Consider the following 25,937-nt stretch of genomic DNA (forward strand, 5'->3'; position numbering starts at 1 on the left):
TACGGCCCGCCATGGCCAAAGGCCTGGACGTCGGGACGATGAACATCATCTCGGGGCGACAAGAGGGGTCCGAGACCGTGTTCGTACAGCAACGCAACTCGTTCGTCGAGATCGAGTACAGCGACATGGCAGAACAGATGCTCGCGCGGAGCGACGTGCTCCACATTCGGAAAGACGACAAGGTGTACGTCGTCGGCGACGACGCGCTCAACTTCGCGAACATCTTCAACAAGGAGACGCGACGGCCGATGCAGCGCGGGATCCTCTCGAGTGACGAGTCTTCGGCGATCCCCATGATCAAACTCATCACGGAGCAGGTCGTCGGTCAGCCGAACCGGCCGAACGAGCGGCTGTTCTACTCGAGTCCGGCAGACCCGATCGACTCGCCGCTCACGACGCTGTATCACGAAAAGACGCTGGAGTCGATGCTCGGCGACATCGGCTACGACCCCGAGCCGATCAACGAGGGGATGGCAGTCATCTACTCCGAACTCGCCGACAACAACTTCACCGGCCTTGGAGTCAGCTTCGGTGCCGGGATGACGAACGTCTGTCTCGCGTACTACGCCGTGCCCGTGATGAAGTTCTCGATCGCCCGCGGTGGCGACTGGATCGACGAGCAGACCGCTCAGGCGACGGGAACGCCGGTCGACAAGGTGACGAGCATCAAAGAGGACGACTTCGAGCTTGACTTCCGTACCGACGTCGGCGGCGTCGAAGGCGCGCTCGCGATCTACTACGAGAACATGCTCGATTACGTGATCGAGAACCTCACCCGCGAGGTCGACGAAGAGGACATCGAAGAGGGCCTCGACGTCCCCGTCGTCGTCACGGGCGGCACCTCAAGCCCGAACGGGTTCGAAGACCTCTTTGCAGACCACCTCGCGGACGCGAACATCCCGTTCTCGATTAGCGGGGTTCGCTCGCCGGAGGAGCCGCTGTACAGTGTCGCCAGTGGCGCGCTGGTCGCCGCTCGCTCCGAAGAGGGCATGGAGAACGACACGGGCGCAGCCGAGCCGGAGCCCGCGCCCGAATCCGAGGACTGAACCGCGGACCGCTGCCGACGCTGCACGCACCGTCCTGACCCATCACGGTCTCCGAGACGCCAGCGGCCCGCCGATCAGTCTGCCGCCGACTCGCCGGTCGAGCGCTCCGTCGTGAGTCCCGCCTCGCGTTCTCGCTCGCGAAGGTAACACTTCGGATCGGGAGCGAACGGGTCGTCGTGTTCGGCGAGCGCCCGGAGTCGTGAGCCCCCCCGGCAGATGTCCTGATACGCACACTCACGACACCGTCCTTGGAGGTGACGCTCACGCGCCCTGAGTGCGGACAGCAACGGGTTCGACTCGTCTTCCCAGATCGCCCCGAACGGACGATCACGGACGTTGCCGAGGGCGTACCCCTGCCAGAACTGCGTGAGGTGGACGTTTCCGACGGGGTCGACGTCGGCGACGCGCTCGCCGGTCGGGTCGCCGCCGTTGCGTTCGAGGTACTGTCGGACTGCGGCCGCCTGATCGGTGCCGATCTCTCGAGCGGCGTACTCGACGAGGTAGCCCGCGTCGGCGTAGTTCCCGACGAGCAGCGTCTCGATGGCCTCGCCTCGGTCGTGATACGCCCGGGTGAGGTCACACAGCTGCGTGACCGCTTCGCGGGTCGCCTCGGGCGAGAGGTCGGCGTCGGCGATGTCTGCGCCGCGGCCGCCGTAGTCGAGGTGATAAAAACAGAAGCGGTCGACGCCGACGTCGACGAGGAGGTCGACGACCCCCTGGAGGTCCTCGACGTTGTGCTCGGTGATGGTGTACCGGAGTCCGGTCTTGAGTCCGACGTCGAGACACGCCTCGATCCCACGGACCGCGGCGTCGAACGCCCCGGTCTGTCCGCGGATCCGGTCGTTTCGGTCGCGGAGCCCGTCGACGGAGACGCCGGCGTACTTGAGTCCGGCGTCGCGCAACGCACGGGCCCGTTCGCGGGTGAGTAGCGTCCCGTTCGTCGAGAGGACGGGGCGAATGCCGCGGTCTGCGGCGTACGCGACGAGCGTCGAGAGGTCCTCACGGACCAACGGCTCTCCGCCGGAGAACAACAGCACCGGCACGCCGTAGTCGGCGAGGTCGTCGATCAGCGCTCGTCCCTCGGCCGTCGAGAGCTCACCAGGGGCGCGTTCGCAGTCGGCCCCGGCGTAACAGTGCTCGCAGGCGAGGTTACACTGCTTGGTCGCGTTCCACACCACGACCGGTCGGCGCTGTCGGTCCTCGGTGATCTGTGGCTTCGAGGACTCGTCGGCCGCGTCGTACCGGAGCCCGTCGCCCTCGGCGTCGAGCCCGCACAGCAGCTTGCTCACGGAGATCATCGGCGTTCCTCACTCGACTCCGTCGCCGGCGCTGCTCGGGTCGACTCCGCGTGCGACTCCCTGGCGTCGCCCGCGGCGGAGCCCTTCGTATCGTCGGCAGCGAGTGGCTCGGTCGTGTACCGATGTGTCGACTCCGTCGGGCACACCCAGATGTCCCGGGCGGTCCACCCGAAGAGCGCGGCCGCCTCCTCGTGTGCCGTCTCCGGTGTCGGTGCCGCGACGGTACCTACGTGCCGGAGCGACTCCGCAGCGGTCTCCCGGACGAACACCTCGAACCGCCGGCCGTCTGCCGACCGCGACCCGGTGGACGCTCTCGTCTCGACCATGTACCGTTCTACACAGGGTATCGCAACCGCGTTTCGCGCGTTCTCAGAATGTCGAAACGCGGCGTACTATTACGAAAGATTATTATGAATAGGGGCGAATACATAGTCGTGGCATCCGTAGTACACGACTGACCCGCGGCCGACGCTCGAGACGACGGGCGCGACCGCCGTCGACGATCTGCCAGAGACGAATCGCACGGACGACGACCTGCCGACGGCGGCCGAGGCGGTCGCACACGCGCCCGCGACGTTCGATTCGACCGACACCCGGCGAATCCCGAACGGCACCGACCGGTGGAACGCCTACGCTGGATCACGTCACGGCACCGAGTGACCCACGGCCGGATCCGACGCACCGCCGAACCGCCACCCGCCGACCATCCCCCCACGGCTTTTATTCTCGACCCCGTACGACCCGTCGGCCGATGACGATCCACCGCTCCGAGCTGCCTCGGCACCAGCGACGACGAGCTCTATGAGTACCGAGGCCACTCCAAAGCGCACGGTCTCGTTCGCCCGCGATCGCTTGGCGTACGCGACAGCGACCCACACTCCGCCGTCACGCGATGAGCTCGCGGACGGTCGCTTCGAGCACGTCGCGTGCGACCGTCGCCTCCGCGAGGTCGATCGACTCGTCGACCGTGTGTGCCTGATCGAGGTCGCCGGGTCCCCAGGTGACTGCGGGCACGCCCGCGTCGACACAGAAGTTTCGGGCGTCGGTCGCCGCCTCGATCCCCCACGGTGCACCCACGTCGTCTGCACCGAGGTCGTCGTCGCCCACCGCCGCCACCGAGCGCTCTCGGAGCGCCTGCGCCAGCGGGTGGTCGACGGGTATCGAGGAGGCCGTATACGTCTGGATCCGCGTCCACTGCACGTCGACGTCGCGTCGTGCTCGCACTCTGTCGACCAACGCCTCGATCTCGGCGTCGACTGATTCGAGGCTGTCGCCGGGGAGCACTCGTCGGTCGAGGACCAACTCGGCGCGGTCGGGAATCACCGCGAGATTCGACCCGGTTCCGGCTTCGATCTCGGTCACCGTCGCGAACGCTCCGCCGCACAGCGATCCCTCGCGCTCGCGCAGGCTGGCGTCGTACGCGTCGATCGCCTCGAGGACTGGGCGAGCGGCATCGATGGCATTCGTGCCCGCGTCGGGCTGGCTCGCGTGCGTCGCGACGCCGGGTACGGTGAGTCGGTACACCGCGAGCCCCTTGGTGCTCGTGGCGACGCGGAGGCCGGTCGGCTCTAAGACGATCCCGTAGTCGCCGTCGAACCCCCGCTCGAGGAGCCGCTTCGTCCCCGGGTCGGCGGTCTCTTCGCCCATCGCCGCGTGCACGACCACCGACCCGGTGTACGTTCCGTCGCGGATCGCGGGCGCGAGATCGCGGGCGACGAGCATCGCGAGCGCCACCCCGGTCTTCATGTCGGCGCTGCCGCGGCCGTAGAGCCGACCGTCTTCGACGACCCCGGCGTACGGGTCGACGGACCAGGCGTCGGTGTCGCCGGCCGGCACCACGTCGAGGTGGCCGTTCAACACGACGGTCGGTCTGCCCTCGCCGATTCGGGCCCCGACCTGCCGCCGGTCGGGGTCCGGGTCGGAGATCAAAGTCGCGTCGATCCCCTCGCGTTCGAACCAGTCGAAGACGAACGACGCGGCCGCAGACTCCGCACCAGGGGGGTTCTCCGTCGGAATTTGGACCAGCGCCCGGGCGAGCGACTCGAGTTCGGCCGCTCGCGCGTCGGCCGACGCGTCGGTCACACCACACCCCCGAGGTCGGTCGTCCCGTCGAGGTGGGTCGACCGGGTCGGCGTCCACTCTGGTGAATGCATGTCACCCTGTGGCCCGCGCCGGTACATAAACTCGTCCCGCGGTCGCCCGGGTCGACGGCGAGTCGTAACGGTTATGAGTCGAAACGCGGTACCTCAGAGTGCGTGTCCGGGTTAGGGTAGTGGACTATCCTTCAGCCTTGTGGAGGCTGAGACGCGGGTTCGATTCTCGCACCCGGACCTTCTGAGGAACGGAGTCGGATTCCTCCCACGAGTAAACTCGTGGGCTTCCTCCTTGCATCTATGTGAAACCGCTGAGATCCCCTCAGGAGGGAGATCGTTCTATGCGATCCGAGACAGCGTAAGAACGTATCTGACGCGTGAGGGCCTCGTGCCGCTGTCACGATGTCTCACGGTCGAGTGTCGAAACGTCCTCAGCAACGGCGACGTCATGTCCGGCCGCATATCCATTCAGCTTAGCAGCGATTGGCGACTCACGCAACGCGTCATCACCGTACTCAGCTGCCTCGAACGCGCTCATGAACGACGAAACCGACCGGAGATGGTACTTCTGATGATACTCCTCAGCGGGATAGAAACGCGAGAGTTGCTCGATACGTGTTCCGATTCCATCGGCAGAGAGCCCGTGAACAGTGAGAAAATCATCGAGGACCGCCCGCTGGTCTTTCGTCGCAGCGAACACGATGTTCTGATACTGTGTTGTCCTGGTCTGGTTCTGTGGGGTGTGCGAGTTGAAAACGTGATTCAGGAGTTTTCGATATGTGATCGTGTCTGGGTTGAACTCAAGTTGGAACACCTCCGTGTGATCACCTAAGTCATGATAGGTCGGCTCACGGTTTGTTCCGCCGGCATAGCCGACGCGGGTTCGAACAACGCCGTCTATCGCACCGAATTGGGCGTCTGGCCCCCAGAAACAGCCAATCCCAAACGTCGCCGTTGCAGTCTCAGCACTATCCATCGCACGACGGTCATACTCGCGTATCTGTGTTTGTGTAAGAGTCATAGAGACTACCAGCCGAGAGAGTCGCCGGGGAGCGGGTCGCGGATCCCACCGCATCTACCAGTAATGAGGTTCACCGTATGCGTTCGTGCTGCTGGGTTCGCTTCCAAGTGACGTACAGTTCTCGAGCGGCGATAAGGCTGAGCACGACGCCAGCGAGGACCATTACGGTGTCTGCGTCGAATGTTCTCATACAGTACTGTAAGCGCGTACAGATGAAACTCTTTGGACGGCTCCGAACGGCTACAGACGAAGTATGTGAGCGCTTGGAAACTCGAGGCTGTGACGGTTCAACACCAGTCACCAGCCGTTCGACAGTGAGCGGCGCATACGGCCGACAGAATCAACTTCTATACGCGTGGGAAGCATACTCACGTGGTACTGATGGCAAAGATACCACCGAACATCGAGGTCCGAGACGAGACGTTGTTCGCGCTCTTCATGATCGCCGTGTCGATAGTACTATTCGTCGGTGTGTTGCGAAGTGAACGCTCATCGAGGGAGTGATGCCAAGTGATTTACTCACAGGGACAAACTATCGTATGTGACTGAAGCATCTGACGAGACGGCAGTCGACACAGTAGAAGGAATTGAAACAGACAGTTTGACCCCTGCGGTGCTGGCATCGGTCGGATCGGTCGCTCTCGCTCTGTACTTCTATTACGTGCGCGGCGACAAACAGCGTGGTCAGTTCGTTGGCTTCTGGCCCGTCACAATACTTGGTCTCGCGTCGTACTTCAAACTCGAAGAGATCAGACAACTGCTCGGCGAAAACGACAACTAAATCGGTCGACTTTCGGGTCGAGTCGTCACGTCGAATTCTAACACGTTCAGAGCCACAGAACGAATTATAATGAACCACACGGTCATTTTCGACTCTGTTGACTCTCCGTGTGAGGAGGCCCCGCGTCACCGAGCAAGGTAATGGGCTCCGACGATGACACGATTTAATGCTCGGATATCCGGGATTGAACCGCACGCTGCGCGACCGCGACACGCCGGTACGCTGTACGCGTGGAATGCAGAAACAGACGTTTGAGGAGCGTGGGCTGCCGTATGTCTCGACGCTTGCGCAGCAAAATCTCACGGACTTATACGAATTGCTACAGTGGAATCGCGATCACGGAATTACCTTGTATCGATGTACGTCATCGCTTATCCCATGGAACTCCCAGTTCGCTCTCAGTGAGCTTCCAGCATACAACGAAATCCAGCGTCTCGCACGACGATGCGGTGACCTTATTAGAGAACATAATATGAGGTTTACGTTTCACCCTGACTACTGGTGTAAGCCTGCGAGTGAGTCAGCCGAGACTCGAGCTCGGGCCCGGAGAGCGATCGAGTATCACGCAGAGTGGTTTGAACTGCTCGGACTCCCGGCTACTCCGTACTACGGTATCACCGTCCACATCGGCGCTACGTATGGCGACATTGGGGCAACCGCCGAGCGCTTTCAGGCGTTTGTCAATACCCTCTCAGACGACGCACGAGCACACTTGACGGTAGAAAATGATGACAAAGAAAGCCTGTGGAGTGTACCCCAGCTCGTTGAACGGATCAGTGACCCGACTGGCGTCCCCGTCGTTTTTGATTATCATCACCACTCGTTTACTGACCGCGGATACAGCTATCGGGAAGCCTTTGAGATGGCAGCAGACACGTGGCAAGACGTTCGGCCGATGACTCACTACTCGGAGCCAGCATGCCTCCGTGATCCGACGGTGCGTCCGCAAGCACACGCCGAGTTCGTGAGCGATCCGCCAGGGTGGCTCCAATCAGCAGCAGATGTGATGATCGAAGCTGACGGCAAAGAACGCGCCGTGCTCAAACTGCGTGACGCCAAAGCGTGACGAAACAGCGCATACGCGACGGCAGACGTGACAAGCCGATTCCGAACGGTGATACAGGGGCGTTGCGGAAGCCCCTGGATAGGCCTCACGTGCGTGGTCACTCTCGGGTAAGCGAGCGAACGCGAGCGAAACGACCGTAGTTCGGCTCTCTTGCACCCGGACCTCTTCGTTCAAGCACTCGTCGGCTCCTCACCCGACCCCCGCCGGCTCCGAGGCGACGACGCCGTCGGTCATCCAGCAGCCGTCGTAACCGGCTGACCCACCCGTGATCGACCCGTCTTCGGCACCGATCTGTCGGAGTCGGAACGTGTACCGGGCGGTGACGGTCCCGTTCTCACGCGTCACCACTCGGATCGTGGCGACGTCGCCGTCGACCCGCTCGGGGACGTACTCTGCGCTGTCGTACGAGAGCATCGGAGCGTACGTCGGCGTCTGAAAGAGGTCGACGAACCGCGCGAAACTCCCGACGGTTCGGCGATTGCCTGGAGACGCGAACCGGCGCGTGGTTCGAATGCCGTCGTTCGTCGTCGGGTCGTTCTGCCGGAGCGCGTTCATCTGGATCTGCACGACGAGTAGCGGTGGACGGTCACAGGTTGGCTCCAGCGTCGTGCTTCGAGCGGCGATCGCGCTGTCCGACAGCTCCGCGCCCCCGCCGTCGACGCGTTCGGCCGAGTCGTTCGAACCGACGCCGTCGGCGTAGTAGTGCGGCGGCGACTCTCCTTCGACCGTGGCGCCACCCTCGCCGGTCGCGACGTCGGGCGGGTCGATCGACGGGTCGCCGTTGCTCGCACCGTCAGCGTCGCGTTCGTCTGGCGTGTCACCGCCGTCGAAGCCGCCGAGGTCACCGATCCCGCCAACGTCACCGATGTCGTCGAACCCGCTGACGCCGTCGGTGACGAGCGTCGCGGCGCCACTGATCGCCGCGATCATCACCACGGCGACGGCGACGACCGCCACCGGTCGCCGAGTGATTCGACCGGCTCGACCACGTAGGGCGTCCCACCCGTCTTCGTCTCCGTTCGGTCGGATCGCTGTGGCGTCCGACTCACTCGTGTCTGGCCCGGGTGCGCTCTCCCGCCCTGGGTCAGACGACGGGGCGTCGGCTGTGTCCACGCGACGCGTTCGGCCGTCGGCCTCGTCTCGTACCGTCGTCGGTTCGCCGTCGCTGTCGGCCGACGCATCCACCGTACGCTCGCTTCGCGCAGTCGTGGCGGTCGGATACGCCGTCGACCGGAGCGACACGCCGAGGGCGTCGACACACAGTCGTTCACCCCTTGCCGGTGTGCGTTCGTAGAGGAGTCGGTTGCGGAGGTCATCAGCAGTGTAGACCGTGTGTCGGGGGCTCCGATCTCCGTCGGAGTCGTCGTCGGGAGCGTTCGCGGCGGCGGCCGTCCCGTCGACGAGGGCGTCTGCGGCGTTTCGAGACGCGAGCACGACCGCGTCGGCCGTGGTGCCGTCTGGCTCCTCACCCGTGAGAGCCTCTGGCTCCGGCGTGGCGGCGGCCACCGTCCTGAGACGGGTCACGCGACCGTCGGCGGCGTGGACGACGACGAGCGGCGGATCCACCGCGACCGACGCAGCCGTCTCGGCCCACAGGTCGCCGACGAACGCGGCGAACGCCTCCGCGCTGAGCGACGCGATCGCCTCGTGGAACTGCTCGCGCGGGATCGGGGCAGGCTCGCTCACGGTCGGGCCCTCATCTGTGATCGTGTGTACGGCACCCACACACTTGCCGCTTCCGACGGCTCCGCGTCGTGCAGGTAGTTGGCTGAAAGTAGGCGCTAAGCCCCCACCCTCAACGAGTACCGCAGTCCGCTGACGCGGACAAGGAACGCAGTAGGGTGGGGATACAGCGCCGTCACCACCTATTCTTACAGCGATACTATTATGCCGGGAACGCCCCACTGTGAATGTAAGATGGGCGTTCCGTGCCACCGCTCCCGGCTCACTCGCCGTCCCGGACGGGACGGCTCGCTCCTTGCGGGAGTAGGACAACTGGCCGACATTCAAACGCGACAAAAAGCGTGTGTCAGCCCGTGGAATTCTCCCGTCGAGCCAATAGGAGTGGGACACTCCGAATCTACGCCTGTGGAGACTGCGCTCCCTGTGGCGGACGAGACTTCGCAGTCAACCCCGCTAAAAAAGTGCGTCATAGAAGCAGGAAGCCCCACCCTCAGCGAGGCCGCCAGGCCGAGCAGGGTGGGGTAGTTCACTGTCCACGTACGCGCATGAACAGACGTCAATTCGTCACCGGTGCGGTGGCCGCAGGCACGACGACGATCGCCGGCTGTGGTGGCGCAGACGACACACAGATGGAGTCGTCGGGGAGTCCCAGCTCGGCTCCGACGGCTGGAGACCAGTCGACGGCCGACGAGCCGGCGTCGGGAGTGATTCGTGCGACGCTGCAGACGAGCATGGGCGACGTCGCCGTCGAACTCTACGGCGACCGCGCGCCACGAACCGTGGAGAACTTCGTCGGTCTCGCGACCGGGACGCGAACGTGGGTCGACCCCGAGACCGGTGACCGCATCAACGACGAGCCGCTGTACGAAGACGTGCTCGTACACCGCGTCGTCGACGACTTCGTGATCCAGACCGGCGATCCGACCGGCACCGGTCGCGGCGGCCCAGGCTACCAGTTCGCCGACGAGTTCCACGAGGACCTCCGCCACGATGGCCCTGGCGTGCTCTCGATGGCTAACTCCGGTCCGGACACCAACGGCTCACAGTTTTTCATCACGCTCGCGGCGACCCCGCATCTCGACGACCGCCACTCGGTCTTCGGCCGGGTCACCGACGGGATGCGCGTCGTGCGCGCTATCGGTGCGGTCGAGACGGACGCGAACGACCGGCCGGTCGACCCGGTCGTACTCGAATCGGTCGCCGTCGATCGGTGAGCCAGCGCGCGAGCGGGGTATGTCACCCGCCAGGCGGCGAGCGGTAACGCCGTATCGGAAGCCACTCGAGAGGCACAGTTCGTGGGTCGATCGTCGGTCCGCCACCGGTCTCTCTCGTGTCGTCGGCCCGGCGGTACGTCGTGCCGTTCGCCAGGGCACGGAGACGCTTTCGCGCGGTCTCGGTGCCGGCAACGAGCGGCGCCGCGTCGTACGCCCCGTCGCCGAGTTGCGTGAGTCGTGGCACCGGTTGCGTCTCAACGGGCAGCGTTTCCGTGTCGACCAGATGCGCCGCCGGGTCGGCGGGTAGTTCGGCGGCGTCTCGGACCGGCGGGTCGTCGTTTGGGACGGTCCTGTACGCGACGTCGGTGCGGGTGAGTGCACGTTTGACCGCGCGGTCGCGCCCGCGGGCGAGTCGCGAGTGATCGTGGTTCCACACGACGCGGTCGGCCGCCACGGCGTTCGCGATCCGGTGGACGACGTCGGTCGGGTCGCCGTGCTGTATCACGAGGTCGCTGCCGTGGTCCTCGTACCACGCGCGGAGCGTGCGGAGCGACCCGAGCATGAACGCCACCCCCAGTCCGTCGGCGTGTGCCAGTATCGCGTCGTCCAAGACGAACACCGGGACGACGCCACCACCGTCGCGTTTCGCGGCGGTGAGGGCGGTCGAGAGCGCCGGATTCGGGTGTGGCCGAAGGTTACGGCGGTGCCAGTACACCTGCATACGTTCCATAACGAGCGCGGCAGTGAGAAGGGTTGTGACGAGCGCGTCGACGACAGGCCAGACGAGTGAGCAGATCGGCACGACCCACGGGGTGGCCGCCCACCGGTCCGGCGGCCTCGGCGAGTGAGCCGTCGGACCACGTCTGTGCGTCACTCATACTCGTGCGGCGGCGCGCGCCTCGCAGGCCGCCGGAGGCGGCCTCGCGAGCGCGTGCGAGGGATGAGCGAGTCGCCATCGGCGACGAGCGAATCGGCTGGGGAGGGTGTGGCGGTAACTGGTGTCCGGCTGTCGCAGATCGTCTCGGCCACGCAGTCACCAGCAACGTACAGAATCGGCTGGGGAGGACGTGGCCCAACGGGTGTCCGGGTGTCGCGCGGTCGTCTCGGTCACACGGTCACTCCCGTATGCGAGCGAATCGGCCCGGGAGGGCGTGGCGAAGTGGTGCCCGTATATCACGGAGTCGTGTTGCTCGTACAGTCACAGACGTACAGAATCGGCTCAAGAGGGCGTAGCGGAAACTGCGTGCGTCGTGAAGCCCCAGTGATAGTACGGCGATGAGATCGTGGTATCGTGTCGTCCCCACACCTGCCGCGATCGAGACCGGAGAGATCCACGCAACTGTGGCGAGGTCTTCCGACCGTGACGCCACTCAGGGCTGCTGGACGGGCCGACGGGTCTCAACGAGACGCCGGAAGTTGTCGAAGAGCTGTGTGCTCTGTCGTGCGGCTTCGACGGATTCGTCGGTGATTCCATCGAGTACGGACCGTCGGCGGTCGTCCGGGAGGTCTTTGCTCTCAGTCACCCACACTGCCGTCTCGCGGTCGTACTCTGGGTGGAACTGGACACCGTAGGTGTGATCCAGGCGGAATGCCTGTATGCCGTACTCGTTGCGTGCGAGCGCCACCGCGTCCGAGGGGAGCTCTGCGACTCGGTCGGTATGTGTCTCGAAGCTGGTGAATGTGGCGGGAATTCCCTCGAACAACGGATCCGCACCCAGACGCACTATCTGCTCGTAGCCGAGCTCGTGGGTGCCCATGTCGACGACGCGCCCGCCTAGCGCCTGCGCGAGGAGCTGGTGTCCCCAACAGATGCCGAGGACGGGGATACCGGCTCGGTGGACGCGACGGACCCATTCGGTCGCCTCGTGGATCCAGTCGTAGTCGTCGTACACCGACGTCTGTGAGCCACTTATCACCACGCCGTCGAACTGCCACGCAGCGGCGGCCATCGGCGGTGGACGCTGTCCCTCGCTGATTTTGTAGACGGTGACGTCCGCGTCGAGTTCGCGACGGAGATTCGTCTCTGCAGGCGTCTCACCGACCGACGCGTCGATCACTGCGAGTGCGACGCTCATACGCTACGTGAGGGCTGCTATCGACAAATAACCGTATGTGTGAAATGTGAACTACATACAAGACTGCTACTTGGACGCTGGTATCGACCGCACTGGCTACTCAGGGGTCTCCCGCGTCGTTCACACGTCGAAGCCGTTTCGCCTGAGCGCCTCCGCTAAGTCGCCGTCGGGAGCGGCCGAGAACTCGACCACCGACGACTCCGGTCTCGTCGGCGTGTACAGTTCGGCGTCGATGTTGTCGGGGATCTCGTTCGTGTGTGAGTTGTCTGCGACCGCAACCGATATCTTTCGTCCCGTTGCCGCGTCGTCTGACTCACCCATTGGATGTGCCTACGAGTCGGTGACAATTGGTCTTTGGCATTCACGCGTCCCCGGTTGCGCGGTCAACAAAGGTCCACAAAACGGGCTGCCGAGGGATACTGTTAGAGTACAAAAGGATATGTATCCTATGGGCCGGCGCAGATTCGAACCGTGGCGAGACTCGCGGTGCTCGTCTCGCCGGCTCCCGCTCGCTTCGCTCACGGGAATGCGGGTACGGCCACCCGAAGGCCGAAGGATACCACTGGTTGAGGCGAAATGCGGGAGAAGTGGGCCGGCGCAGATTCGAACTGCGGTTACGGCCACCCGAAGGCCGAAGGATACCAGGCTACCCCACCGGCCCGCAATTGAGAGGAGGCCAGTCGGGAAGTTAACGCTTCCGAAGTGCCTGACCGGGTCAGTACGTCGTGTAGCCGTCCGTGTCGAGCCAGTTGTGGACGACGGCGATAGTGTCGTCCGCGTGGAGCACCGTCGGACCGACACGAACTCGGCGGGTGGCCGCTGTGGCGACCGTCGTCGCTTCCGCCTCGGTGAGGTCGCGGTGATCGGAGAGCACGAAGACGGGATCGGCCGGTGGGTCCACATCGACGAGCGGATCACCCGCCTCGTGAAGCCGCAGGCAGGTCACCCCGTCGACCACGATCCGATCGAGAGTGGCCTCGAGACCCATCCGCCGGAGCGTCACGCCGGGAGAGACGTCGGCGGGCATGTGTCCGATCGCGTCGGCCGTCGATTCGAGTGCTCCATGGACTCGTGCGGCGACGTTTCGCTCGTCGGGCCGAAGGTGACGAAGCGTGTCCGCGTCGAACGTGACGGTGAACGCGTCGTCGAGCACTAGGTGGACACGCACCGACTCGCGGATGTCGTGTGACAAGAAGACACTAGTCGCGACACACCGACACAGTAGGTCGAGTCGACCCGCCCCAGGGATGTCCGACAGCGAGATCGCATCCGGATCGGTCGGCACCTCGTGGCCGACGACGACGAACTGGCGCATACACGGGAATTTTCCCCGGCCCTGATAAGCCGTCCGACCCATCACCCCACATGAGCATCACCGGACTGTGTCAGATCTGTGAGGCGGCGCCGGCGCGACACACCTGTCCGCTGTGTGGTCGCGCCGTCTGTGATGCACACTGGGACGTCGAAGCTGGGGTGTGTACCGAGTGCGCGGCCGGTCGACGGTAGCTCGGCTGTCACCGCCGTCAACAGCTGTGTTCTCCCTGCGACGACTACCGGTACCGATTCAGGCGGCGTTTGAGTCGTTTCGCGGCGTCGCCGGCAGCACCGAAGTACGTCGTCTCGTCGTCCGGTCGAACCGACTCCTCACCGGCGAAGATGATCCCCCGCGAGGAGTTGACGAGCCCGACGTCGACGCCGGCAGCCGGATGCGACGCGAGCCCGTGTTCGACGGCCGCCTCAACGTCGCCACCCTGGGCACCGACCCCTGGGACGAGAAACGGAATCGTCGGCACGATTTCCCGGACGCGCTCGAGTTCTTCGGCCGTCGTCGCCCCGACGACGAGCCCGACGTTCTGGTTCGCGTTCCACACGTCCGCGAGCGCGGCCACCCGCTCATACAACGGCTCGCCGGACGCAAGCTCGAGCGACTGAAGATCTGACCCACCTGGATTCGACGTTCGACAGAGCACGAAGACGCCTGTCGACTCGTGCTCGAAGAACGGTTGGAGAGAGTCTCGTCCCATGTACGGGTTGACCGTGATCGCGTCCGCGAACTCCAGCACGTCTGCGTACTGTCGGGCCGTGTTGCCGATGTCACCACGCTTTGCATCGAGCAGTACAGGCACGTCTTTCCCGGCGGCGTACGCGACGGTCTCTCGAAGCGCGCGCCACCCGTCTGCGTCCTCGTAGAAGGCCGCGTTCGGCTTGTAACAGGCGGCGTGTTCGTGTGTGGCGTCGATGATCCGCCGCGTGAACGCCCACCGCGGCAGGTCGGCGTCCGACAGGAACGCCGGCAGTCGGCTCGGATCCGGGTCGAGCCCGACGGAGACGACGCTGTTCGTCGCCTCGATCCGGGCCCCCAGTCGTTCGAAGAATCCCATGGCTTCGCTCTGCGGGCGCGGGCGCTAAACGTTGTGTTCTGTGCTGCCCCGCGTCGGGTGGCCCGACCGATTATATACGATCACGACGCAGCCATCTCGTGCGTTGAGCCTCGCCCCGCGTCGGCCGAGACGGTCGTGCGGCACACCGTCGCGGGTGTCACGTCCGTGCCGCCTGTTCGCCACGTCTCACCGAACACCCGTAGCGGAACCGTCACGCGAGCGGACGGCCGTCCACTCGGCGAAGCGATCAGCTCGGGTCCGTAGCGCCCCACGTCTCCACGCGCTTCGGCCGGTCGGAGACGGCCATCACGTCGAGGTCGTCATCGGCGTGGTCGAGCGCCTCGAGTGCCGCCATCGCGCTGGCGTGTGTCGAGAAGTAGGTGATCTCCTCTTCGACGGCTACTTCGAGCAGCTCGCGCTGCCGCGAGACGATGAGGTCGATCTCGCCCGCTCGTGCGGCCGCAATAAGATCAGTTGCCGTCGAGAGCTCGAAGTGCGTCGAGAAGCCCTCGACCAGCGTCTCGCCCGCCGTCGTCCCCGGGTCGGGAAACTCGTCTGCAGAGAGGTCGACGACGGCCGTCCCCGACTCGGGGATGGCCTTTCCGGTCGCGTCCTGTGCTTTGTCGTACGCCTTGCCGAACGTGCGCGCCGTCCCCATCACCTCGCCCGTCGACTTCATCTCCGGCCCGAGACGCGGGTCCGAGCCCGGGAGCCGGTCGAACGGCAACACGACCTCCTTTACGCTCAGGTGTTCTGGGATCTGTTCGTCGACGTCGAGGGCGGCCAGCGACTGGTCCGTCATCACGGTGGCCGCGATCTTGGCGATCGGCACGCCGGTCGCCTTCGAGACGAACGGGACCGTCCGTGAGGAGCGGGGATTCGCCTCGAGGACGTACACCTCAGCGTCGGCGTCGGCGTCGTGTACGCCGGTCACGGCGAGCTGGACGTTGAGGAGTCCGACCGTCTCGAGCGCACGCGCGATGTCTTCGGTCACCGACCTGACCCGCGAGAGGGTCGCGTCATCGAGCGAGCGCGGCGGGATCATACACGCGGAGTCACCGGAGTGCACGCCGGCGCTCTCGACGTGCTCCATGACGCCGCCGATCAGCACGTCTTCGCCGTCGGCGACCGCGTCGACGTCGAGTTCGACTGCATCCGCGAGGAACTGGTCGACCAGGATCGGCTTGTCTGGTGAGACCCGTACCGCCTCCTCGATGTAGCGTTCGAGCGCCTCGTCGTCTTCGACGACGCGCATCGCCCGCCCACCCAGCACGTAGGAAGGACGGACCAACACGGGGTACCCGATCTCGTGTGCCAGCTCGAGTGCCTCCTCGCGGCTCGTCGCCGTGCCGCCGTTCGGCTGGGCGATGTCCAGTTCGTCCATCAGGACGTTGAAGCGGTCACGGTCTTCGGCGAGGTCCATCGCCTCGACGCTCGTCCCGAGTATCGTACAGTCCAAGCCGCGACGGTCGAGTTCTGCTTCGAGTGGTGCCCCGACGTTCACGGACGTCTGTCCGCCGAACTGGACCATGACGCCGTCCGCGTCGGTCGTCTCGATCACGTCTGCGACCTCTTCAGCGGAGATCGGCTCGAAAAAGAGCCCGTCGGAGGTGTCGTAGTCGGTAGACACCGTCTCCGGGTTGTTGTTCACGACGTGGGCGTCGACACCGAGTTCGCGGAGCGCCCGCACCGCGTGGACCGCACAGTAGTCGAACTCGACGCCCTGGCCGATCCGGATCGGACCGCCACCGACGACGACGACGCTCTCGACGTCTGGGTCGACGCGAACCTCGTCCGACGCTCCCGCCGTGTCGGCGCCCGCGAGGTACTCCGGTAGCCGCGCGGAGTAGTAGTACGGCGTCGACGCCTCGAACTCGCCCGCACACGTGTCTACCTGCTTGAACGTCCGCGCGGGAACGGCCGACTCGACAGCACCAATGTCTGCGTCGGTGTTGCCGCCAGCATCTGCACCCCCAGCGACCGATGCGATCGCCGCGTTCGTCCGTCCAACCATCGCGGCGTCGGTGAAGTCTCCCTCTGCAGCCGCGGCGGTCGCCTCCGCGACGTTCGCGAACCGCTCGACGTACCACCGATGGATGTCGGTGCGTTCGACGACGTCCTCGATCGTGTAGCCACGGTCGAACGCCTCGAAGATCGCGTACGGCCGGTCGGGACTCGGACGTACCAGATACTCATGTTCGAGCGTGTCGTCGTCGACGGCTCCGAGGTCGACCGCGGGGTCGTATTCCGAGGAGCGCAGCGCCTTCGTGAGGCTTTCTTCGAACGTCCGGCCGATCGCCATCGCTTCGCCCGTCGACTTCATCGCCGTCCCAAGTTCGAAATCCACGTCGTCGAACTTGTCGATCGGCCACCGCGGGACCTTCGTGACGACGTAGTCGATCGCGGGCTCGAACGCGGCCGTCGTCTCGCCGGTGATCTCGTTTTCGATCTCGTGGAGCCGCTTACCGAGCGCCACCTTCGCCGTCACGCGGGCGATGGGGTAGCCGGTCGCCTTCGAGGCAAGCGCAGACGAGCGTGAGACGCGTGGATTCACCTCGACGACGCGATACTCGCCGCCGGGCGTGCCGTCGTCGTGCCACGCGAACTGGATGTTACAGCCGCCCTGGATGCCCAGTTCACGGATCACACCGAGTGCGGCGTCACGCATCTCTTGATGGCCTGCGTCGGGGATCACCTGTGAGGGCGTGACGACGGTCGACTCGCCGGTGTGTATCCCCATCGGGTCGATGTTCTCCATGTTACAGATGATGATACAGGAGTCGTCGGCGTCCCGCATCACCTCGTACTCGAGTTCGACCCACCCCGCTATCGACTCGGTGACGAGCACCTCGCTGTTGCGCGAGAGCCGGAGCCCCTTCCGAACGCGCTCGACGAGCTCCTCGAAGTCGTCGACGACGCCGGAGCCGGAGCCACCGAGCGTGTACGTCGTCCGCGCGATGACTGGCAGTCCCCCGACGGCGTCGACGGCCGACTCGACGCGGTCGCGGAACGTCGACTCGTCGAAGTCGGTCACGGATTCGTCGTCGTCCAACGAGATGGTCGTCGACTGCGGAACCGGCTGTCCGATGGCCTCCATCCGCTGTCTGAAGAGGTCACGGTCCTCGGTCGCGTAGATCGTCTCGAGCGGCGTCCCCATGACCTCGACGTCGTGTTCTTCGAGAATCCCCTGCTCGGCCAGCTCGGCGGTGACGTTCAGCCCGGTCTGTCCGCCGAGCCCAGCGATGACGCCGTCGGGCGTCTCGATCCGGATCACCTCCGCGATCGCCTCTGGGGTGATCGGTTCGATGTACACCCGGTCTGCGGTCTCCGGGTCGGTCATGATCGTCGCTGGGTTCGAGTTCACGAGCACGACGCGTGCGCCCTCCTCCTGCAGTGCCCGACACGCCTGCGCTCCGGAGTAGTCGAACTCGGCCGCCTGTCCGATCTGGATCGGCCCGCTGCCGATGAGCAGTATGGTCCGGTCCTCACTCATTACCGCGACCGAGTGCGCTCATCGTAATAAGGCCGACGATAGAGTACGAATCTCGCAAGCTATCTGCGATTTTCGCAAGCGGGGAGCGAACACGCCACACGGTCGTGTCCGTCGACGCCACGAGGACACGACTCGAGGGCGCGGCGTACGTCAGCGTTCGAGGGCGTATCGATACGGTCGGCCGGCGATAACGTCGACCTCACCTCGTCTCGCCTGCCGGCCGAGCACGGTCGCCACTCGGTGTGCACTGTCGATCGTGTCGTTCGCCTCGAGCAGTGCGAGGATCTCACTGGCGGTCAACGGTTCCTCGGCGTCGGTGAGCACACCGCGGATCTGTTCGTACTCGTGGGTTCGCATGTGTCTTACACACGCACGCCACGCGTATAGCGTTCAGTGAGACGTCGGTCTGACGGCCGTCAGACACGCGGGGACACGGACTCCTGGTGCACTCACGCGTAGGGGTCTTCCGCCTCGAGGTCGCGCTCGGCGCGGTACTGGTCGACGAACTCGTCGACGTCGAACTCGGTCATCGTTCGTTCGAACGTCGTGAGCGCCTCGTCGTCGTCGGCGTGGCTCACGGCGTGCTCCATGAGCTCGACGACCAACTCGACGATGACCGCATGGAGCCGCCGGGAGTCGAACTCGGTCACCCACACCATCGCGTAGCCGACGTCGCCGTCGTCGCTGGCGTCGCGGGTCACCACCGCGTCGGGAAACTCCTCGAGGACCACACCGAGGAGGTGTGGCGTGTCGAACTCGGGCATCTCCTCGCTCGTCGTCTCTATCGCCTCGCGTAAGACGTCGACGAGAAACTCGGGGAGGAACCGCTCCGGGGGGTGAACGTCCATCACGACCGCGTGTGTCTCCCCGCAGTCACACGCGAACTCCCGCATCCCGAGGTCCAGCTCACCGAGCCCGACGCGCTCGCCACACGGGAGCTCCAACGCCTGGCCGCCGTCACCGGGAACGTGCGGTTGTGCCATAGCTACTGTTGGCCCGTATCGGGGTTAAAATGCGCGGAACGACCCACTCGACCGACCACGCGCACACACGCACACTCGCACACACTGGGGTACGGCGACCTCACGGAGCCCAGATCAACAGACGGATACCCGCGATGGGCGTCCGGCGTGCGGCCTTGACCGCGGCAACGGCGCGCGCCTCGCGAGGTCGCCGGAGGCGGGCTCGCGAGCGCGTGCGAGGGATGAGCGAGTCGCCTGCGGCGACGAGCGAATCGGCTGGGGAGGGCGTGGCCAGGTGGTGTCCGGGTGTCGCGCGGTCGTCTCGATCACACGGTCACTCCCGTATGCGAGCGAATCGGCCCGGGAGGGTGTGGATAACTGGTGTCCGGGTGTCACGCGGTCGTGTTCGTCACACCATCACCGTCACACATGTATTGAGAGGGTGTGGTCCAAGTGGTGTCCGGAGGCCGTACGGTCGTGTTCGTCTCAGCCGTACCCTCATGTACGTACAGAATCGTCCCAGGAAGGTGTGGCTACCGAGGGATGTCCCGGTATCACAGCGTCTCCCCCCACGGGCCAGTGTGTCGGTCGACTCCGTCTCGTCACCCGACAAAACGCCGTGTTTTTCGAGTTTGCGCTCCTACGACGGAACATGCTGGACGCGCTGTGGCGGCGATATCACGCGACCCGCCGACGGCTGCGTCGACTCAGTCGCCGGGAGGCACACGAGCTCCGACGATGGCTCGAGGACACGGAGAACTTTCTGCACCTCTCGACGCTGCTCGTCGTCCCCCTGGTCATCGGGGTCATCACGTGGATCTCGAACGCCTCGCCGGTGGTTTCGTTCCTGATCTATCCGCCGTTGGCTTCCGGCGCGTACGCGCTCTTTACCGACCCCAGTGGCCCCTACGCCGACCCCGTCACCTTCGTCGGGGGAATCACCGCCGGCGCGGTGAGCGGCCTGGTCGCGCTTCGCCTCACCGTCCCGTTCGTGTACCCCACACAGCCGGGGGTGTTCGAGGTGTATGCCGGGACGGCCGCGCTCGGCATCCTCCTCACGAGCGTCCTCACGTGGGGACTGGGCCTCGAGGTCCCGACCGCCTTCTCGACCGCACTACTCGTGCTCGTAACCGGCTCGAGCGACCTCACGTATGTGGTCGGGATCGTCGTCTCGAGTGCGATCGTGGCGGGGGCGTTCGTCGGGTGGCGACGCTACTTCTACCAGGAACGGTCGCGGTACCTCTTCCGGTCGACGAGCGGCGACGACCACGTGCTCGTCCCGACACGCGAGGAAACGCCCGACGCCATCGGGTTGTTCGCGGCGCGACTGGCAGTCGCACACACCTCTGGAAAGGTCATCCTGATGGAGGCGGTGAGTGAATCGGCGATAGCGGAGGCGGCAGCCGCGGCGGACGACGACGACGCGGCCGAGCGATCGACGGACGACGGCGACGCCCCCCGACTTCGAGAGGGCGCCCCGGACGCGGGGTCGAGAGCTGCAGGCGCGCGGTCTGGAGCCGAAGACGTGGCGGCGGCCGCGGACACGCCCGAGTCCACGGACGTCGACTCCACGGAGAGTACCGACGCCGAATCGGCAGTAACCGCGGCAGCCCTCGAACGGCTCGAGCGACGTCGCAACCAGATCACGGGTACGGTGTCGGTCCCGTGTGAGTACGTCGTCGCGGTGGCCGCAGGCGATCCTGGTGAGACGGTGGTACACACCGCACACGCCGAAAACTGTGACCTCATCTGTGCGCCGTACGAGACCGACGGCGACGCGCTGGCCCCACAGATCAAGACGCTGTTGACCGGCGACGTCGACACCATCGTCTTCCGTCCCGCCCACGACCGAACCGAGTGGCACCGCGTCCTCGTCATGGTTCGGACGCCGGGAGAGATCGCGAACGCGATGATGGAGTTCGCGAAACGACTGGTCTCGCCCGGCGGCGTCATCAGCGCGTGCTCGGTCATCTCGGACGAGCGCGAGCGGCGACACGCAGAGATCGTCTTAGAGGACGTCGTCGACTCGCTCTCGGTGCCGGTCGAGACCCGGATCGGGTACGGTACCGTCCCGGAGTTCCTCGAGCGAAACGCGGCCGCGTACGACGTCGTCTTCGTCGGCGCGAGCACCGACCGGCCCGCCGCTTCCCGACTCGTCTCGACCCCGACCTACGAGCGCATCCGCGAGCTAGACTGTGATCTGGCGATCGTCCATCGCGGATGAGCGGGCGTGGCCGCCCGGAAGGCGCGTGGAACCGCCGTCGGCGCGTTGGTGTTGCTACTGGAAGCCGACGCGCCCGCCAGTGTCCCGGAACGCCTCGCGGCTGCCCCCCTTGAACTCCTGTTCGACCTCCTCGTAGTAGGTCATGATGTCGTCGGTGATCGTCGGGCGCACCGACTCCATCGCTCGCCGGAAGTGTTTCATCTCGACCTCCTGGGCGTCGTCGTCGTCTCGAAGCGCCTCGATGGCGGCCTCACGGGCGATTCCCTCGAGGTCCGAGCCGACGTAGCCGTCGGTGATCTCGGCCACCTCGCGCAGGCTCACGTCGGGTGCGAGCGGCGTGTCACCCGTGTGGATCTCGAGGATCCGTTCGCGGCCCTCCTGGCCCGGCTGGCCGATCATCACGAGTCGGTCGAAGCGACCCGACCGGATCAACGCGGGATCGATCATGTCCGGACGGTTCGTCGCACCGATCACCATCACGTCGCCCATCTCCTCGAGGCCGTCGAGTTCGGTCAACAGCTGATTGACCACGCGCTCGGAGACGTTGTTCCCCATCTCCTGGCCGCGCGAGGGCGCCAGGCTGTCCAGCTCGTCGAAGAAGATGACGGTCGGGCTCACCTGTCTGGCCTTTCGGAACGTCTGCCGGATCGCCTTCTCGGACTCGCCGACCCACTTCGAGAGCAGCTGTGGCCCCCGAACCGAAATGAAGTTGGCGTTCGTCTCGTTGGCGACGGCCTTCGCCATCAGCGTCTTCCCGGTTCCGGGCGGGCCGTACAACAGTACGCCTTTCGGCGCCTCGACGCCCATTCGGTCGAACTTCTCGGGACTGGTGAGCGGCCACTCGACGGACTCTTGGACCTCTTGTTTCGCGCTCGCGAGACCGCCGACGTCCTCCCAGGACACCTTCGGCAGCTCGACGAGCACCTCGCGCATCGCGGAGGGCTCGACCTCGGTCAGCGCCCCCGCGAAGTCGTCACGTTTGACGATCATCCGGTCGATCAGACTCGGTGGCACCTCCTCTTCGTCGAGGTCGATCTCCGGGAGGTACCGACGGAGCGCCTTCATCGCGGCCTCTTTCGTGAGGCTCTCGACGTCGGCACCGACGAAGCCGTGCGTCTCGTCGGCGAGGTGGTCGAGTGAGACGTCGTCGGAGAGCGGCATCCCGCGGGTGTGGATCTGGAGGATCTCTTTTCGACCCACCTCGTCGGGGACGCCGATCTCGATTTCGCGGTCGAACCGTCCGGGACGCCGGAGTGCGGGGTCGACGCTGTCGACACGGTTCGTCGCGCCGATGACGACGACCTGCCCGCGGGTCTCTAAGCCGTCCATCATCGTCAGCAGTTGTGCAACGACCCGACGTTCGACCTCGCCGGTGACGTCCTCGCGTTTCGGTGCGATGGAGTCGAGCTCGTCGATGAAGACGATCGCGGGCGACTCTTCTTTGGCGTCCTCGAAGATCTCTCGCAGCTGCTGTTCGGACTCGCCGTAGTACTTCGAGATGATCTCCGGGCCGGCGATCGAGAAGAACGACGCCGACGTCTCGTTGGCGACCGCCTTCGCGAGGAGCGTCTTCCCGGTGCCCGGCGGTCCGTGTAACAGCACGCCCTGCGGGGGTTCGATCCCGAGCTTCGAGAAGATCTGCGGGTGCTTCATCGGCAGCTCGACCATCTCGCGGACGCGCTGGATCTCGTTTTTCAGCCCGCCGATGTCCTCGTATGTGATCCCGCCACCGGTCTTCTCGAACCCGGAGATCGGCTCTTCGCGCAGCTCGACGTCGGTGTCTTCGGTGATCAGACAGACGCCGTCGGGGTCGGTCTCGACGGCGATGAGGGGGATCGCCTGTCCGGGCGAGCGCATGAACGGGTGGTTCGTCGACGACATCACCGGGACGATGTCGCGCTCGACGACCGGCCGCTTCAAGATCTGTCGTTTCACCATGCCAGCGGCGTCCGACCCGAACTGGACGGACGCCTCCTCTGGCGGGGCCAACACCAGCGTGTCGGCGGTGTCCGCCTCGGCTTTGCGAATCGTGACCCGCTCGCCGATGCCGACGTCGGCGTTCTGTCTGGTGAAGCCGTCGACGCGAACCGTGTCGGTGTTCCAGTCCTGTCTGTCGGCACGCCACACCTTCGCGGCCGTCGTCTCTGCGCCCTCGATCTCGATGATGTCGCCGGGGGAGAGCTTGAGGTGCAACAGCGTGTCGGGGTCGAGTCGGGCGATGCCGCGCCCGGAGTCGTTCGGGTACGCCTTCGCCACTTCGAGTTGAACTTCGTTCATTGTGCCTCGCGGGGGATACCCGTACCTGCAGCCGGTTCGCGAATAAGCCTGTTGCTCCGTGCGATGGTCGCGGCGTGGGGCGACCGCGAACGCATGCCCGAACCCTGGCGTGTCATGATATCACACGGTACGGTGTCCGTGGTTAAAACGCCGTCGTCGGCGCGGGGTTTCGCCGCCGTCTGACACCACAACGCTGCGAGCGAAGAACTCAGCTCGTCGCCTCGAAGACGGCGACGTCGTCGACGGTGAGACCGCCGGCGACCGCCCGCGACTCGCCACTGACGAGGTCGGTCGCGTCCACCGACTCGTCGATGCCGACGGTCGCTGGTTCGGGCCCGAAGTTGAGCAGCACGACGTACCGCCGCTCGTCGGTCTCTCTGATGAAGGCGACGACGTCGTCCTCTGCGTGCGTCTCGTAGGCGAGTCGCTCGATACCGCCGTCGCCGTGCAGTCCTGGGTGGGCATCCTGGAGCGCGAGCAGGTCGTCGTAGTGGGCGCGGATCTCCTCGCGGGCGTGGTCCCACGCCAGCGGGTCTCGATTCCCGCGCTGGCCGAGCTCCTGGCCGCCGTAGAGCATCGGCAGCCCGGGGAGCGTAAAGAGCGCCCCTGCGGCGGCCTTCGCAGCCGCATCTCCACACTCGACGATGTACCGCGTCTCGTCGTGGTTCTCCGCGTAGAGCATGAACGCAGCGTGATCGGGGAAGCCAGATCGCGCCCGCCCTTCGACCGCGTCGAGGATCGCCGCTGCCGGCTCGTGGCCGTTGCCGACCTGCCGGAGCGTAAAGTACAGCGTGGTGTCGAAGTGGACGTCGAACATCCCCTCGTGGAAGTCGGCGATGTACGGAATCGTCTCGTCGAGCAACAGGAACTCCGGATCCCGGGATTTTAGCCGATCTCTGAGTTCACGCCAGAAGGACTCGGGAACCGCCCACGCCATGTCACATCTGAAGCCGTCGGCCAGGTCTGCCCACGTGTCGGCCGCATCGAGGAGGTGTCGACGGACGTCGAGACTCGAGAAGTCGAAGTTGGCGATGAGCTCCCAGTCGAAGTACGTCCCCGGCTCCCCGTTCGTCTGCCACTCGTATCGGTCACGATACGGTGAGTCGGGGTTCTGGTAGGCGTCCTCGAACCACGGGTGGTCACGCGCAGAGTGGTTCGCGACGAAGTCGAAGAGCACGCGCATCCCGCGGTCGTGGGCCGCTTCAACGAACCGCTCGTAGTCCTCGCGATCGCCGAGGTCGTCGGCGATCGAAAAGAAGTCCGTGATGTTGTACCCGTGCGGTGCCCCGTCGTGCTGGAGCACCGGGGTGAGCCAGAGCGTGTCGACGCCGAGCTCGTCGACGTACTCGAGGCGGTTCTCGAGCGCTTCGAACGTCGTCTCCGCCGTCTCGTCGTCCGCGGCGAATCCACGGACGTATATCTCGTACAGGGTGGAGTCGGTCGCCCACGCCGGGGGATCGTTGAGCCGCTCGACGGCGACGTTCCCGGCGTCACCGAGGCGTTCTACGCTCACGGCGTCGGCGACGCTGTAGCTCGCACCGACGGCGACGCCGTGGACTCGGAGGCGGTCGTCGATCGCAGCCAGTGGGACGCGAAGCTCGCGGCCGGTGACCGTCACGCTCCCGCGGTCGACGTCGTCGCGGTCGTCGAGGAGAAACTCGACGCCGAGGTCGTCTGCCGGTCGGTCAGAGTCCGGGTGCGGCGTCGGGGTCGCACGAACGACGACCTCGTCGCCCTCGACGGCCGCGTCGAGACGGACCCGCGGGCGACCGTCCGCGCCGCCAGCCGTCTGGTCACGGGCACCAGAGCCGGAGCCGGAGGCGAACCCGCTCCGCCCGCTTCCAGACGGCCGCGCCGACCCGCTGGCTCCGCTGTAGCCGCTGTATCCGCTCATCCCGCTGTAGCCGCTCGCCCCGCGGATGCCGGCCGCGGCGGCCCGGCCGGTCGGACGCCGTTCACCAGGGAAGACGCGGATCGACCGGTCGTACTCGTCGGTCGGCGTCTCGAGTGTCACCACGTACCGCCCGGGGACGTCGGGGACGAACTCGGGGACGGCGTCGTCGCCGAGCCGGGCGTCGCTCGCGATCGGCGCCTCCGTGATCGACCACCGGTAGGTCGCGTCGGGGTCGGGATCGCGCGGTGCCAGTTCGACGACGTCACCGACCGCCACGAACCGTGGCGGGCCAGGATGTTCCATGATTACGTCGTGAGTCGGCCAGGCGAGATTTATGTGTTCGGAAACCACAGGAGTCCGACATACGGCCGGTCTGGTGACCCGAGCGTGGCAGCCGTCACGGCTCGATTCGAGTGTGTCTTTATGTCC

General features: G+C 65.5%; 21 protein-coding genes and 2 tRNA genes. 7 read left to right on the forward strand and 16 right to left on the reverse strand.

Going from position 1 to position 25,937, the window contains the following annotated elements:
* Positions 1–11: 11 nt before the first annotated feature.
* A complete protein-coding gene (locus ACNTAO_RS05740; protein WP_435161016.1) occupies positions 12–1,046 on the forward strand; it encodes a disk-shape morphogenesis protein volactin in 1,035 nt (344 codons plus the stop codon).
* A gap of 74 nt (positions 1,047–1,120) precedes the next feature.
* Here ACNTAO_RS05740 and ACNTAO_RS05745 read toward each other — a convergent pair whose 3' ends face one another.
* From ACNTAO_RS05745 to ACNTAO_RS05755, 3 genes are all read right to left on the reverse strand, one after another.
* Positions 1,121–2,344: a TIGR04347 family pseudo-SAM/SPASM protein gene (locus ACNTAO_RS05745; RefSeq protein WP_435161017.1), complete on the reverse strand. Its 1,224-nt coding sequence runs from the start codon at positions 2,342–2,344 to the stop codon at positions 1,121–1,123.
* Positions 2,341–2,670: an Htur_1727 family rSAM-partnered candidate RiPP gene (locus tag ACNTAO_RS05750; protein ID WP_435161018.1), complete on the reverse strand. Its 330-nt coding sequence runs from the start codon at positions 2,668–2,670 to the stop codon at positions 2,341–2,343. Before ACNTAO_RS05750 ends, ACNTAO_RS05745 begins: the two co-directional genes overlap by 4 nt.
* A 559-nt stretch (positions 2,671–3,229) precedes the next feature.
* A complete protein-coding gene (locus ACNTAO_RS05755; protein WP_435161019.1) occupies positions 3,230–4,426 on the reverse strand; it encodes a M20 family metallopeptidase in 1,197 nt (398 codons plus the stop codon).
* Between the two features lie 176 nt (positions 4,427–4,602).
* On the opposite strand from ACNTAO_RS05755, the gene ACNTAO_RS05760 reads away from it, so the two are divergent.
* Positions 4,603–4,675: transfer RNA gene (locus tag ACNTAO_RS05760), tRNA-His, on the forward strand.
* A 159-nt stretch (positions 4,676–4,834) separates the two neighbouring features.
* Here the strand turns inward: ACNTAO_RS05760 and ACNTAO_RS05765 are convergent.
* Positions 4,835–5,458, reverse strand: a complete 624-nt coding sequence (locus tag ACNTAO_RS05765; RefSeq protein ID WP_435161020.1) for a peptide-methionine (S)-S-oxide reductase MsrA — start codon at positions 5,456–5,458, stop codon at positions 4,835–4,837.
* Between the two features lie 381 nt (positions 5,459–5,839).
* Between ACNTAO_RS05765 and ACNTAO_RS05770 the strand changes: the two genes are divergently transcribed.
* From ACNTAO_RS05770 to uvsE, 3 genes are all read left to right on the forward strand, one after another.
* A complete protein-coding gene (locus ACNTAO_RS05770) occupies positions 5,840–5,962 on the forward strand; it encodes a hypothetical protein (RefSeq protein WP_435161021.1) in 123 nt (40 codons plus the stop codon).
* Between the two features lie 37 nt (positions 5,963–5,999).
* Positions 6,000–6,239 (forward strand): hypothetical protein, encoded by a 240-nt coding sequence (locus tag ACNTAO_RS05775; protein WP_435161022.1) that lies wholly within the window; start codon positions 6,000–6,002, stop codon positions 6,237–6,239.
* Between the two features lie 166 nt (positions 6,240–6,405).
* Positions 6,406–7,305 carry a UV DNA damage repair endonuclease UvsE gene (gene uvsE, locus ACNTAO_RS05780; RefSeq protein WP_435161023.1) on the forward strand — a complete coding sequence of 300 codons (900 nt, stop codon included), beginning with the start codon at positions 6,406–6,408 and terminating at the stop codon, positions 7,303–7,305.
* A gap of 189 nt (positions 7,306–7,494) precedes the next feature.
* Here the strand turns inward: uvsE and ACNTAO_RS05785 are convergent, their stop codons facing one another.
* Positions 7,495–8,991 carry a DUF4864 domain-containing protein gene (locus ACNTAO_RS05785; protein WP_435161024.1) on the reverse strand — a complete coding sequence of 499 codons (1,497 nt, stop codon included), beginning with the start codon at positions 8,989–8,991 and terminating at the stop codon, positions 7,495–7,497.
* Between the two features lie 626 nt (positions 8,992–9,617).
* Between ACNTAO_RS05785 and ACNTAO_RS05790 the strand changes: the two genes are divergently transcribed.
* Complete coding sequence (locus ACNTAO_RS05790) at positions 9,618–10,202, forward strand: peptidylprolyl isomerase (protein ID WP_435161362.1); 585 nt, start codon at positions 9,618–9,620, stop codon at positions 10,200–10,202.
* A gap of 22 nt (positions 10,203–10,224) precedes the next feature.
* Here ACNTAO_RS05790 and ACNTAO_RS05795 read toward each other — a convergent pair whose 3' ends face one another.
* The 9 genes from ACNTAO_RS05795 to ACNTAO_RS05835 all read right to left on the reverse strand — a co-directional run bounded on the left by ACNTAO_RS05795 (position 10,225) and on the right by ACNTAO_RS05835 (position 19,134).
* Positions 10,225–10,923 (reverse strand): deoxyribodipyrimidine photo-lyase, encoded by a 699-nt coding sequence (locus ACNTAO_RS05795; RefSeq protein WP_435161025.1) that lies wholly within the window; start codon positions 10,921–10,923, stop codon positions 10,225–10,227.
* A gap of 649 nt (positions 10,924–11,572) precedes the next feature.
* The gene (locus tag ACNTAO_RS05800) at positions 11,573–12,277 is read right to left on the reverse strand and encodes a type 1 glutamine amidotransferase (protein WP_435161026.1); all 705 of its coding nucleotides are present in this window, start codon (positions 12,275–12,277) and stop codon (positions 11,573–11,575) included.
* A 120-nt stretch (positions 12,278–12,397) separates the two neighbouring features.
* Positions 12,398–12,598: a hypothetical protein gene (locus ACNTAO_RS05805; protein ID WP_435161027.1), complete on the reverse strand. Its 201-nt coding sequence runs from the start codon at positions 12,596–12,598 to the stop codon at positions 12,398–12,400.
* Positions 12,599–12,865: 267 nt separating this feature from the next.
* Positions 12,866–12,938, reverse strand: a tRNA-Pro gene (locus tag ACNTAO_RS05810).
* 54 nt (positions 12,939–12,992) lie between these two features.
* The gene (gene trmY / locus ACNTAO_RS05815; protein ID WP_435161028.1) at positions 12,993–13,592 is read right to left on the reverse strand and encodes a tRNA (pseudouridine(54)-N(1))-methyltransferase TrmY; all 600 of its coding nucleotides are present in this window, start codon (positions 13,590–13,592) and stop codon (positions 12,993–12,995) included.
* 235 nt (positions 13,593–13,827) lie between these two features.
* Complete coding sequence (gene pyrF / locus ACNTAO_RS05820) at positions 13,828–14,658, reverse strand: orotidine-5'-phosphate decarboxylase (protein WP_435161029.1); 831 nt, start codon at positions 14,656–14,658, stop codon at positions 13,828–13,830.
* A 247-nt stretch (positions 14,659–14,905) separates the two neighbouring features.
* The gene (gene carB / locus ACNTAO_RS05825) at positions 14,906–18,151 is read right to left on the reverse strand and encodes a carbamoyl-phosphate synthase large subunit (protein WP_435161030.1); all 3,246 of its coding nucleotides are present in this window, start codon (positions 18,149–18,151) and stop codon (positions 14,906–14,908) included.
* A 150-nt stretch (positions 18,152–18,301) separates the two neighbouring features.
* Positions 18,302–18,508 (reverse strand): hypothetical protein, encoded by a 207-nt coding sequence (locus ACNTAO_RS05830; RefSeq protein ID WP_435161031.1) that lies wholly within the window; start codon positions 18,506–18,508, stop codon positions 18,302–18,304.
* Between the two features lie 92 nt (positions 18,509–18,600).
* The gene (locus tag ACNTAO_RS05835) at positions 18,601–19,134 is read right to left on the reverse strand and encodes a DUF5815 family protein (protein WP_435161032.1); all 534 of its coding nucleotides are present in this window, start codon (positions 19,132–19,134) and stop codon (positions 18,601–18,603) included.
* A gap of 631 nt (positions 19,135–19,765) precedes the next feature.
* On the opposite strand from ACNTAO_RS05835, the gene ACNTAO_RS05840 reads away from it, so the two are divergent.
* Positions 19,766–21,337, forward strand: a complete 1,572-nt coding sequence (locus ACNTAO_RS05840; RefSeq protein ID WP_435161033.1) for an HPP family protein — start codon at positions 19,766–19,768, stop codon at positions 21,335–21,337.
* A 54-nt stretch (positions 21,338–21,391) separates the two neighbouring features.
* Here the strand turns inward: ACNTAO_RS05840 and ACNTAO_RS05845 are convergent, their stop codons facing one another.
* Together ACNTAO_RS05845 and malA are read right to left on the reverse strand one after the other, a co-directional pair.
* Positions 21,392–23,614, reverse strand: a complete 2,223-nt coding sequence (locus tag ACNTAO_RS05845; protein WP_435161034.1) for a CDC48 family AAA ATPase — start codon at positions 23,612–23,614, stop codon at positions 21,392–21,394.
* Between the two features lie 208 nt (positions 23,615–23,822).
* The gene (gene malA / locus ACNTAO_RS05850) at positions 23,823–25,811 is read right to left on the reverse strand and encodes an alpha-amylase MalA (RefSeq protein WP_435161035.1); all 1,989 of its coding nucleotides are present in this window, start codon (positions 25,809–25,811) and stop codon (positions 23,823–23,825) included.
* Positions 25,812–25,937 lie beyond the last annotated feature (126 nt).

The sequence above is a fragment of the Halorubrum zhoui genome, from assembly GCF_051194155.1.
In the GTDB taxonomy this organism is placed as follows: domain Archaea; phylum Halobacteriota; class Halobacteria; order Halobacteriales; family Haloferacaceae; genus Halorubrum.

What these genes read in the sequence shown, in the direction of transcription:
- ACNTAO_RS05740 (WP_435161016.1), top strand. Translation starts at nt 12, where the DNA reads ATGGCCAAAGGCCTGGACGTCGGGACGATGAACATCATCTCGGGGCGA.
- ACNTAO_RS05745 (WP_435161017.1), bottom strand. Translation starts at nt 2,344, where the DNA reads ATGATCTCCGTGAGCAAGCTGCTGTGCGGGCTCGACGCCGAGGGCGAC.
- ACNTAO_RS05750 (WP_435161018.1), bottom strand. Translation starts at nt 2,670, where the DNA reads ATGGTCGAGACGAGAGCGTCCACCGGGTCGCGGTCGGCAGACGGCCGG.
- ACNTAO_RS05765 (WP_435161020.1), bottom strand. Translation starts at nt 5,458, where the DNA reads ATGACTCTTACACAAACACAGATACGCGAGTATGACCGTCGTGCGATG.
- ACNTAO_RS05770 (WP_435161021.1), top strand. Translation starts at nt 5,840, where the DNA reads ATGGCAAAGATACCACCGAACATCGAGGTCCGAGACGAGACGTTGTTC.
- uvsE (WP_435161023.1), top strand. Translation starts at nt 6,406, where the DNA reads ATGCTCGGATATCCGGGATTGAACCGCACGCTGCGCGACCGCGACACG.
- ACNTAO_RS05790 (WP_435161362.1), top strand. Translation starts at nt 9,618, where the DNA reads ATGGAGTCGTCGGGGAGTCCCAGCTCGGCTCCGACGGCTGGAGACCAG.
- ACNTAO_RS05795 (WP_435161025.1), bottom strand. Translation starts at nt 10,923, where the DNA reads ATGCAGGTGTACTGGCACCGCCGTAACCTTCGGCCACACCCGAATCCG.
- ACNTAO_RS05800 (WP_435161026.1), bottom strand. Translation starts at nt 12,277, where the DNA reads ATGAGCGTCGCACTCGCAGTGATCGACGCGTCGGTCGGTGAGACGCCT.
- ACNTAO_RS05805 (WP_435161027.1), bottom strand. Translation starts at nt 12,598, where the DNA reads ATGGGTGAGTCAGACGACGCGGCAACGGGACGAAAGATATCGGTTGCG.
- trmY (WP_435161028.1), bottom strand. Translation starts at nt 13,592, where the DNA reads ATGCGCCAGTTCGTCGTCGTCGGCCACGAGGTGCCGACCGATCCGGAT.
- pyrF (WP_435161029.1), bottom strand. Translation starts at nt 14,658, where the DNA reads ATGGGATTCTTCGAACGACTGGGGGCCCGGATCGAGGCGACGAACAGC.
- carB (WP_435161030.1), bottom strand. Translation starts at nt 18,151, where the DNA reads ATGAGTGAGGACCGGACCATACTGCTCATCGGCAGCGGGCCGATCCAG.
- ACNTAO_RS05830 (WP_435161031.1), bottom strand. Translation starts at nt 18,508, where the DNA reads ATGCGAACCCACGAGTACGAACAGATCCGCGGTGTGCTCACCGACGCC.
- ACNTAO_RS05835 (WP_435161032.1), bottom strand. Translation starts at nt 19,134, where the DNA reads ATGGCACAACCGCACGTTCCCGGTGACGGCGGCCAGGCGTTGGAGCTC.
- ACNTAO_RS05840 (WP_435161033.1), top strand. Translation starts at nt 19,766, where the DNA reads ATGCTGGACGCGCTGTGGCGGCGATATCACGCGACCCGCCGACGGCTG.
- ACNTAO_RS05845 (WP_435161034.1), bottom strand. Translation starts at nt 23,614, where the DNA reads ATGAACGAAGTTCAACTCGAAGTGGCGAAGGCGTACCCGAACGACTCC.
- malA (WP_435161035.1), bottom strand. Translation starts at nt 25,811, where the DNA reads ATGGAACATCCTGGCCCGCCACGGTTCGTGGCGGTCGGTGACGTCGTC.